The organism is Chitinophaga sancti, assembly GCF_034424315.1.
Classification (GTDB): domain Bacteria; phylum Bacteroidota; class Bacteroidia; order Chitinophagales; family Chitinophagaceae; genus Chitinophaga; species Chitinophaga sancti.
The window spans coordinates 483,321-490,631 of sequence record NZ_CP139972.1 but is presented as its reverse complement, the minus strand read 5'-3'; the positions used below and the strand labels follow the sequence as shown (position 1 = coordinate 490,631).

The 7,311-nt window shown below is 45.9% G+C and carries 7 protein-coding genes; 2 read left to right on the top strand and 5 right to left on the bottom strand.

The window, feature by feature from the left end; genetic code table 11:
• The first annotated feature begins 41 nt into the window (after positions 1-41).
• Positions 42-656, top strand: a complete 615-nt coding sequence (locus U0033_RS01775; RefSeq protein ID WP_072366485.1) for an alpha-ketoglutarate-dependent dioxygenase AlkB family protein — start codon at positions 42-44, stop codon at positions 654-656.
• On the opposite strand, the gene U0033_RS01770 is transcribed toward U0033_RS01775, so the two are convergent.
• The 3 genes from U0033_RS01770 to U0033_RS01760 all read right to left on the bottom strand — a co-directional run bounded on the left by U0033_RS01770 (position 640) and on the right by U0033_RS01760 (position 3,628).
• Positions 640-1,257, bottom strand: a complete 618-nt coding sequence (locus U0033_RS01770; protein ID WP_072366483.1) for a hypothetical protein — start codon at positions 1,255-1,257, stop codon at positions 640-642. The genes U0033_RS01775 and U0033_RS01770 overlap by 17 nt on opposite strands.
• Positions 1,258-1,350: 93 nt before the next feature.
• Positions 1,351-3,003, bottom strand: a complete 1,653-nt coding sequence (locus U0033_RS01765) for an EamA family transporter (RefSeq protein ID WP_072366482.1) — start codon at positions 3,001-3,003, stop codon at positions 1,351-1,353.
• 55 nt (positions 3,004-3,058) lie between these two features.
• Positions 3,059-3,628, bottom strand: coding sequence for a Crp/Fnr family transcriptional regulator (locus tag U0033_RS01760; RefSeq protein ID WP_072366487.1), 570 nt, complete (start codon positions 3,626-3,628; stop codon positions 3,059-3,061).
• A gap of 227 nt (positions 3,629-3,855) precedes the next feature.
• Between U0033_RS01760 and U0033_RS01755 the strand changes: the two genes are divergently transcribed.
• The gene (locus U0033_RS01755; RefSeq protein WP_072366481.1) at positions 3,856-6,051 is read left to right on the top strand and encodes a beta-1,3-glucanase family protein; all 2,196 of its coding nucleotides are present in this window, start codon (positions 3,856-3,858) and stop codon (positions 6,049-6,051) included.
• Positions 6,052-6,160: 109 nt separating this feature from the next.
• Here U0033_RS01755 and U0033_RS01750 read toward each other — a convergent pair whose 3' ends face one another.
• On the bottom strand, positions 6,161-6,718 hold the full coding sequence (locus tag U0033_RS01750; protein WP_072366480.1) for a GNAT family N-acetyltransferase: 558 nt from the start codon (positions 6,716-6,718) through the stop codon (positions 6,161-6,163).
• A gap of 1 nt (position 6,719) precedes the next feature.
• The gene (locus U0033_RS01745; protein WP_072366479.1) at positions 6,720-7,226 is read right to left on the bottom strand and encodes a class I SAM-dependent methyltransferase; all 507 of its coding nucleotides are present in this window, start codon (positions 7,224-7,226) and stop codon (positions 6,720-6,722) included.
• Positions 7,227-7,311 lie beyond the last annotated feature (85 nt).

The following is a 7,311-nucleotide window of genomic DNA, read 5'->3' as shown; positions in this document are numbered from 1 at the left end:
GAAACAACAGTTTGCTAATATTTTTAGTATTTTTGTATACTATGCTATTATTTGACGACAATGAGCTGTTTGACGAAGGGAAAATAAGGTATGTTAACTATGAGCTGCCCGATACGAACCTCGAACTCCGGGAGCAGTTTTTCTCCAGGAAAGAATCGGACAGGTATTACCAATTGCTGAAAGAAAATACCCCCTGGAAACAGCACAACCGAAAGATGTATGACAAAGTACTGCCAGATCCACGTCTTATTGCCTATTACGGAGGCGATAATGGACTTGAATGGACCGGGGAACTACTGGACATTAAAACGAAGGTTGAGGTAGCCTGCGGGCTTCATTTCAACAGAGTGCTATTGAACTATTACAGGGATGGAAATGATTCTGTGGCCTGGCACAGCGATACTCTACCAGCAGATGGGAGACATCACCCCATTGCCTCGGTCACCTTCGGAGAAACCAGGTTATTCAAAGTCAGGCATAAAACCAGGAAAGATATCCTTCCACTGGATATACCACTTACCCACGGCAGCTTCCTGCTGATGGGTGAAAGTATGCAGGACCATTACGAACACCACGTTCCCAAAACCAGCCGGAAAATCGGCGCCAGGATTAACCTAACTTTCAGGATTTCAGATACTGTTAAGGCAGTGTACTGACCTCTTCCGAATCATACAGTTCATCCGTATTAATGATAATCCGGACAGCTTTTATACTATCATAAGCTTCCCTGTCAGGAAATGCGATCTGCTCATCAGCGGGCAGCGCTTCATTGAACAGGTTAATCAGGGATTTCAGTGTCACATATTCATCTCCCGGATCTGGATGTTTGTAGCTTAGACCTGTAGCAAGCTCTATTGAATTAAAAGGCTTGCCAAATATACCTTTGCTTGCCTTTATTTTTTTACAGATCAGCCTATATTCAGCTGGCGAAATATTGGTAAGCCAAAATAAACAGTCGGGATTGGGATTGTCGTGATGAGACCGGAAATATAATTGCTTCTCTGTGACTGCCAATGAATACCGACCATCTATCAGGGGAGCCGGCCAATAAATATCATATCCGGAATGAAATTTCCCATTTCCTATTTCAAGAGAAAACGCGAGTGCATCTGCACCGCAGCTTAATGTACTATCAGGAATGACTAACCTGTGGCAACCTTTTTCTATCTTATAAACAATTATCTTCTTGTTTAAATGCTGGCCGCGTACGAACTGCCAGCACAATATTGCAGGTATAACTAACAAAATATTTTTCATGACATAAACATACGAAAAACGGGTACTTCCATTCAAAAATGAAAGTGCCCGTTTTCAGTAATTAACTTGTCGAATTTGTTCAACTAATAACCCTTATTTCCTATACCCCTCAAAATACCTGTGAAAGAACAACACCTCGTACTCCGCCGCAGCCGACCAATACTGAAAATTATGCCCTCCCTCCTGCTCTATATAAGTATGATGAATCTTCAATTCATTCAGTTTCGCATCCAATGCCCTGTTATACACCAAAAACGGATCACTGATCCCACACGTCATTATCAACTCCTGCTGTGAAAATGCCAGCTGCCTTGCATTCGACAACACATCATACCGCTTCCACACCGCCGTATCTGTTCCAATCAATTTACTCATGCCAAAATTATATACCTCCGGCACGATACTCACCGCCCCGCACATACTCCCAATCGCACCAAAGGTTCCTGCATACATCATCCCCACATGCAAGGCACCATAACCACCCATACTCCATCCCATGATCGCCCGGCCAAACCTGTTCTTCACAAAAGCATAATGCTGATCTATATATTCCGGCAACTCTTTCCCCAGGAATGTCTCATACTGCACATCCGGCACCAAAGAACTATTCAGATACCACTTATCATACTGCCCATCCGGCAATATAAACGCCATATTGTACAGATCAGCCATTGCCGGCAGGGAAGGAATATCCAGTTGCAAGGTGCGGAAAGGATGTCCGCTATACCCATGCAATACATACACCGAAGGCACCTGCTGCTTTGCCGGCCGTACCACGAGCGTTGTTATCTCTTTATGCATTGCCGCCGAATACACCTTCAGCGTATCAATCGCCGCCGCCTTCACCGGTACAACAGCAAATAATAACACCGCCGCCAGCCATACTTTCTTCAAACGGATATTCGGTATGATCATCCCCATTATCACCAGCCCACATCCCACTATCTGCAAAGAAGATACCTGCTCCCTCAATACTATATGCGCCGTACCAATAGATACCGGGATCTCTATCGCCGCCAACACACTACCCAGGCTCATCCCCACCAAAGGAAATCCCTTGTTGAAAAAGATCGGTGGCAGGATCGTTCCAAATAAAGACAATATCAATCCATATCGCCATAATACTTCCGGCCTAAAACCCTCTGCTATACGCACATTCCAGAATACCAGTATCGCCAGCATACCACCCAGCACCAACAATTTAGACCGGTAAAATAAAGGCCTGTCTGTCGCTATATGATTCGCAGCATACATCGACCCCGTATAACTCATTGCTGCCAACAGTCCCCAGCACACCCCGACAAAACTCCAGCTTCCCCCACCCGTAAACCCGGTAGCCAGAAACGTGCCTCCCAACACGACCACGATGGCCAATAACTGCCCGGGCTCCGGCCTCTTCTTCTCCCGCATACAGTCTACCAGTATCCCCATCCAGATCGTTTGCATCAGCAATATAATACAAACCGATACCGGCAAATACTGCACTGCCAGGTAATAAAATGTACTCGTCAAACCCAGACAGGTACCACCCAGCAATAGTTTATACTTATCACTCCCACTCCCCGTTGCTACAGGTTTCTTTTTAAGATCCAGTAATGCTAATACTAAAAATCCTGCTATATACTGTGAAAGTGTAACGGAAGCCGTACTAAACCCCTCCTGCCCCGCTACTTTCACAAACGTGGCAAGAATACCATAACTCGCCGCCCCAATAATGATGAAACTAATTCCTTTCAATTTTTTCATAACCCAAATGTCGATGCTAATTTTATCCCATTGCTTTACATATGTTGAGTTCCATCTACATGGATTTTCTTATACGGCTCAACTGCGTCGGCGTGATCCCCAGGAAAGCAGCAATTTGCTGTAATTGTAAGCGCCCGGCCAGCGTAGGTGAAGCCACTAAAAAATCCTGGTAACGCTCCTTTGCCGACAGGTACTTATGCGTTATCTCCAGGTGCTCCTTTTCTACCACCCAATGCCTGCCCAGGTAATTGATCCAGAACAGGGCTAAATCATGGTGCTTCTGCAAAAGATGCTTAAACTCTGTAAAAGAATATTCCACTACAATACTATCCTCCAGCGCATCTATCGCATACCGGCTTTTATCATGCTGGATCAGTGCCGATGTAGATGCCATAAAGGTATTTTCCGGGAAGAATTTCTTAATCACCGTATCTCCATTTTCATACTGGAAATAATAAGAAAAAAGCCCGCTATAGATGTATGAAACAAACACGGGTACCTCGTCTGCAGACAGGTATTTTGTACCCGCAGGAATTTCCCTTATCCGCACCAGTTTCTCAAATGCCCGCCGGGTTTCGTCCTCTAAAGCATGGTAAGTATTCAGTGCTGTAAAAAATGTATTCATAACGGCTTCCCGGTCCATCCCATGACTTTTACCAGTTAAAATAAAATGGCCTATCATTTAATGATGCTGCCCGCCGGCGTTACCGGATTCACCAAAACTTACCGAAGTCTACTGCCGGGAAACAGCACATTCTATGTGACACACAACCAAAAATAAGCAGTATTTACTTTTTCAGAATAAAAACTACCTTTGTAGCAGTTCTTTAAATTTCAATATCCATAATCTCTATGAAAATCAGACCTTTCTTTTCCCTCAGGGTCTTTTGTACCCGCCTGGTCGTACTGCTCGGCCTTTCCATGTCTATTGGAAACGCAGTACACGCCCAAACCACGGTTCCCTTCTCACTGAACAACAATTCAGCTTACACTGATGCTAACGTCTATGTTGCTGTAATTGGTATTATTAATGGCAACCACGTATGGATTGACCCTAAATCAGGGGCTGTCAATCTTATGAGTCCATCCTATAATACAGTATCAGGACCTGTCATTAATGGCAACTACGGCCCCGGAGGCAATGGCAAATACGCCGCCTGCTTCGCAAAGCTGAGTGAAATTCCAAACAAGGTGATCAACATTCCCGGCATCGCGGGTTGTCGTATCCTTATCTCCTTCAACTCGCAGCTGTTCCTCTATTTCTTCGGCGCTTCCGGCGCCCCAAGTGGTTACGCAGCACCCAACCTCGCAAACCCAACCGATCCCAACCAGGGCATCCGTTATGAGAACATTGAGCTGACAAATGCTTCCAATGGTCTCTGGGTAAACACTACGCGGGTAGATGCTTACCAGTACCCAATGGGCCTGGAAGTATGGGGCAACAGCAGCTTCTATCAAAAAGTGGGAGAAACCGTATCTCACAGCTACATCCTCAGCCAGTGGCAGGCAACTGCACCTACTGAGTTCGCAGCCTGTTATGATGCAGCCAACACCATTATCCACTTTCCTTCCAAAACCACTGCTTTCCAAACCGGCGGCGCACAGGCCAACTACTTTGCCAGCTATGTAGATGCAATCTGGTCTAAGTACACCAGCGGTAACCTGGTCTTCAATGCAGGTGATGCAGGTACCTGGAGCGGTAAAGTATCTGGAGGTGCATTCACCTTTACCAGGAGTTCCGATGGCGCTGTAGGTACCATTGCAGCCAAACCTTCCCAGATCGAAGTAATGGAAGGCAGCGGTGTAATGGCCAGCGGCGGTCAGTGGGATAAAGTTGTACAGGCACAGATCTGCGCGGCTATCAACCGCCACGTAATCGACCTGAACAAGGCGACCGGTGTAACACAGGACTTCTCTACACCATCTGCTTACTACCAGACCACTCCTTACAACTGGTACTCCAAATTCTGGCACCGCAGCGATATCACGCTCAACAGCCGGAGCTATGGTTTCTGCTACGACGATGTATTCAACCAGTCTTCTACCATCAATGCACCTTCCCCCACCCGTGCTACCATCACCATCGGTGGCTTTGCCGGCTTAAGTTCCAGCAGCCCGGTGACTGTTTACAAAGATTGTAACTACACCGGTACTGCAGTGGGTCTGAACACAGGCAATTATACCCTGGCACAATTGAATGCATTGGGTATACTGAACGATGACATTTCTTCCCTGAAAGTAGGTTCCGGTTACAAAGTAACCCTGTACAAGGATGACAATTTCAGCGGCAGATCTGTTGTCGTGACTGCTGATAACTCCTGCCTGGTAAACAACATCTTCAATGATTCTACTTCTTCTTTAAAAGTGGAAACCACTACCGGTTCTACTACTTCTATCAAGATAGAAGCAGAGAACTACAATTACATGTCAGGCGTGCAGACCGAAACTACTACTGATGCTGGTGGCGGACTGAATGTAGGCTATATCGACGCAGGTGACTGGATGTCTTATGAAGTAACCATTCCAGCTACCGGTTCTTATGTAGTGGATTATCGTGTGGCAAGTACCTCTTCCGGCAATACACTGCGCCTGGAAAAAGATGCAGGTGCTACACAGCTGGGTACTGTTACCATTCCAAATACAGGTGGATGGCAGGTATGGGGCAATGTATCCCACACCGTATCTTTGCCTGCAGGTACTTATAGCCTTGGTATTGCTACTGCTACCGGCAATTTTAACCTGAACTACCTGACTATTACCAGCACTTCAGGTGCAAAGATTGCTGCAGTTGCAACAAGCAACGTTATTACAGAAGATACACATACCACTGTAACGCTGTCACCAAACCCGGTGAGCAATCAGCTGTATATCCGTAATAATGATAAGGTGAGAACCCTGACCGTATACGATCTTAGCGGCCATGCCATCTTGCAGACCACCAATCCTGGTACAAACATCAATGTATCATCACTGACAACGGGTGTTTACATTATCAGGATTGACCGTAAAGACGGAACGCAGAAAACTGTGAAGATCCTGAAACAATAATACCTGAAAGAGGTTGTATTAAAAGTAATGTTCCGGATTAAATCCGGATTCCGGGCGGAGCGAATTTTTTTGATTCATGCCTTCATTACTTTTAATACAACCTCTTTGCTTACACTTTATTAAAATCCCGCTTCAACAAAGCATACATATACATATCCTGATACTTCTCGTTAAAATACATCCAATCCCGCAGCAGGCCCTCCTTTACAAACCCCGTCTTCTCCAGCACCCTGCAGGAGCCCTCATTCTCCGGTATCACTTCCGCTTCTATACGGTTTACTTCCAGGCTGGCAAAAATATACAGTGAAATGATCTCCAGTGCCTCGGACATATAGCCTTTATTCCAGTAATTGGGCAACAGGTCAAAACCAATGTTACAACGGTCGCCCGGATTAAAGGAATTGATCCCAATGGTACCAATAAAGGAATTGTCCTTTTTCAAAAAGATGCCCCAGCGGATCCCTTCTTTTTCTTCGAAACGCTTCGTAAAATAACTGAGCAGTTCGGCGGCCTTTTCCTGGTTGGTAAAAGGCAACAGGTTGTAATAACGGGTAACCGAGGGATTGCTGAACTCCCTGTATAAATCAGGCAGATTTACAGGGGTAATGGCATTCAGGGTTAAGCGCCCGGTGTGGAGCACGGGAAATTCTGTGGGTAATGGGTTCATATTACAGTTTTCTAAAAAGACCTTCTGCTACTCCCCTATGCTTTACCGGCCGTTGCTGGTAGTTCAGTTGCTGCAGTCCTTTTAACAGGGGCAACACCTGGTCATTGCCGGCATGTTCAATGGCTAACTTCAAAATCAATATTCCACCTGGTTTGAGGGCTTCGATAATAGCAGGGAATACAGAAAAGTCGAAATAATAATACAGTATAATGAGGTCAAAGTGTTCTATGGGTATAACAAACTCAGCCAGATCGGTGCAGAGGGTTTGCACTTTCAGCCCCCGGGCTGCGGTGCTTAACTGCGCCATGGCCACTTCTGAAAAATCTACGGCCCTGACCTCCCAGCCTCTTTCGGCCAGGTACAAGGTATGCCTGCCTGTACCAGCTGCCAGATCCAGTGCCCTGCCGGCAGCGGGAAACTGCTCATACATGGCCAGGAAATAAGGATCCGGAATATCCAGCGAAGGTAGTCCTTTCGTATATCTTTCATTCCATAGCATCCTGCTCATTTAAACAAATGTAATAAAAAAACCGCGGTTGATGACGAAGCCATCAACCGCGGCAAAGGAGTTGACAAAACCTGCAACACCCTTA

What these genes read in the sequence shown, in the direction of transcription:
- U0033_RS01775 (WP_072366485.1), top strand. Translation starts at nt 42, where the DNA reads ATGCTATTATTTGACGACAATGAGCTGTTTGACGAAGGGAAAATAAGG.
- U0033_RS01770 (WP_072366483.1), bottom strand. Translation starts at nt 1,257, where the DNA reads ATGAAAAATATTTTGTTAGTTATACCTGCAATATTGTGCTGGCAGTTC.
- U0033_RS01765 (WP_072366482.1), bottom strand. Translation starts at nt 3,003, where the DNA reads ATGAAAAAATTGAAAGGAATTAGTTTCATCATTATTGGGGCGGCGAGT.
- U0033_RS01760 (WP_072366487.1), bottom strand. Translation starts at nt 3,628, where the DNA reads ATGAATACATTTTTTACAGCACTGAATACTTACCATGCTTTAGAGGAC.
- U0033_RS01755 (WP_072366481.1), top strand. Translation starts at nt 3,856, where the DNA reads ATGAAAATCAGACCTTTCTTTTCCCTCAGGGTCTTTTGTACCCGCCTG.
- U0033_RS01750 (WP_072366480.1), bottom strand. Translation starts at nt 6,718, where the DNA reads ATGAACCCATTACCCACAGAATTTCCCGTGCTCCACACCGGGCGCTTA.
- U0033_RS01745 (WP_072366479.1), bottom strand. Translation starts at nt 7,226, where the DNA reads ATGAGCAGGATGCTATGGAATGAAAGATATACGAAAGGACTACCTTCG.